3 protein-coding genes are annotated in these 2,091 nt (G+C 30.0%); all 3 read left to right on the top strand.

Going from position 1 to position 2,091, the window contains the following annotated elements:
• Positions 1-846: polyamine aminopropyltransferase (gene speE / locus BN899_RS10795; protein ID WP_071162448.1), on the top strand; the 846-nt coding region annotated here is incomplete at its 5' end.
• Positions 833-1,717, top strand: a complete 885-nt coding sequence (speB, locus tag BN899_RS10790) for an agmatinase (protein WP_042275285.1) — start codon at positions 833-835, stop codon at positions 1,715-1,717. The genes speE and speB, both read left to right, overlap by 14 nt.
• 18 nt (positions 1,718-1,735) lie before the next feature.
• A partial coding sequence (locus BN899_RS10785; RefSeq protein ID WP_042275282.1) for an S-adenosylmethionine synthetase N-terminal domain-containing protein occupies positions 1,736-2,091 on the top strand: 356 nt, incomplete at its 3' end.

Here is a 2,091-nt window from a genome sequence, read left to right as displayed (position 1 = left end):
TGGTACACAGAAGAGTGGACTGATAATGTACGTTTTTCAATAAAAGTAGATAAGCATTTATTTAGTGATAAATCTGATTTTCAACAAGTAGATGTTTTTGAAAGTAAAGAGTTTGGAAAGTTTTTAACACTTGATGGACTTATGATGGTTAATTACAAAGATGAATTTATATACCATGATATGATTGTTCATACTCCTATGGCAACTAATATGAATATAAAAAATGTATTAGTTATAGGTGGTGGAGATGGAGGTACAGTTAGAGAGCTTACTCGTTATCCACAAATAGAAAAAATAGACATGGTTGAAATAGATAAAATGGTTGTAGATGTATCTAGAGAGTATATAGATATATGTGCATGTAAATTAAATGATCCGAGAGTTAATTTATATTATGAAGATGGTGTAGCTTTTGTAAAAAATTCAAAAGATGCATCATATGACTTAATAATAGTTGATTCAACTGATCCAATAGGACCGGGAGAAGGGTTATTCTCAATTGATTTCTATAATGATTGTTATAGAGCGTTAAGTATTGATGGAATACTTGTAAATCAAAATGAAAGTCCATATTTTGACTTTAATGCTAAAGAAATGAAAAGAGCAAATGAAAAAATAACTAACTTATTCCCTATAGCTAAAGTTTATCAAGCACATATACCAACTTACCCATCAGGACATTGGTTATTTGGATTTGCATCTAAAAAATTTGACCCAATAAAAGATCAAAATAGAGAAGCATGGGAAAATTTAAATTTAAAAACTAGATACTACAATAGCGACATACATGTAGGTGCATTTATGTTACCTCAATACGTTAAGGATATGTTAAATGAAAGTAAATAATTTTTCTCATATAAATACTTTTATGGGAATGGATTCAAGTTATGATGAAGCTGATGTAGTAGTTTATGGTGTTGGATTTGATGGAACTACTTCGAATAGACCGGGAACAAGATTTGCGAGTAGTTCCATGAGACCTGAATTTTATGGGCTTGAAACGTATTCTCCAATGCTAGATTTAGATTTAGAAAATTTTAAAATTTGTGATATTGGAGATTTAGAATTAAGTATTGGAGATACTAAAAAAGTATTGGATGAAATATATGAAAGCACTAAAGAAATAGTAAGTGATGAAAAAATACCTTTTATGATAGGTGGAGAACACTTAGTTACACTACCTGCATTTAAGGCAGTTTATGAAAAATATGAAGATGTATGTGTACTTCATTTTGATGCACATACAGACCTTAGAGAAGAATATAACAATAATAAAAATTCACATGCAACAGTAATAAAAAGAATCTGGGATTTAGTTGGAGATAATAGAATTTACCAATTTGGAATAAGATCTGGAACTAAAGAAGAGTTTGATTTTTCATTAAAGCAAAATCACACTTATATGGAAGTTGGAAGTATAGATACATTTAAAGATATAGTAGATAGTTTAAATGGAAAAAAAGTTTATTTAACAATAGATTTAGATGTATTAGATCCATCAATATTCCCAGGTACTGGAACGCCAGAGCCTGGAGGAATCACATATAGAGAGTTTCAAAATGTATTTAGTATATTAAAAAATTCAAATATAAAATTAATTGGATGCGATATTGTAGAGCTTAGTCCAGATTATGATAATACTAATGTATCTACAGTAACAGCATGTAAGATATTAAGAGAGTTATCACTTGTATTATGTGATAACCTAAACAAATAGATAAGGATGGTGGTTAATATGGCAAGACACTTATTTACATCAGAATCAGTAACAGAAGGGCATCCAGATAAAATATGCGACCAAATATCAGATGCAATATTAGATGAATTATTAAAGCAAGATCCATTATCAAGAGTTGCTTGTGAGACTACAGTAACAACAGGACTAGTGCTTGTAGCCGGAGAAATAACAACAAAAGCATATGCTGATATACCTAAAATAGTAAGAGAAACAGTAAGAGAGATAGGATATGATAGAGCAAAATACGGATTTGACTGTGATACTTGTGCAGTTATAACTTCTATAGATGAACAATCAGGAGATATAGCTATGGGTGTTGATGAAGCATTAGAAAATAGAGATGGACAAACACC

This window comes from Faecalimicrobium dakarense (genome assembly GCF_000499525.1).
Classification (GTDB): domain Bacteria; phylum Bacillota; class Clostridia; order Peptostreptococcales; family Peptostreptococcaceae; genus Faecalimicrobium; species Faecalimicrobium dakarense.
The sequence above is the reverse complement of the archived record's forward strand: the minus strand, read 5'-3'. Positions and strand labels throughout refer to the sequence as shown.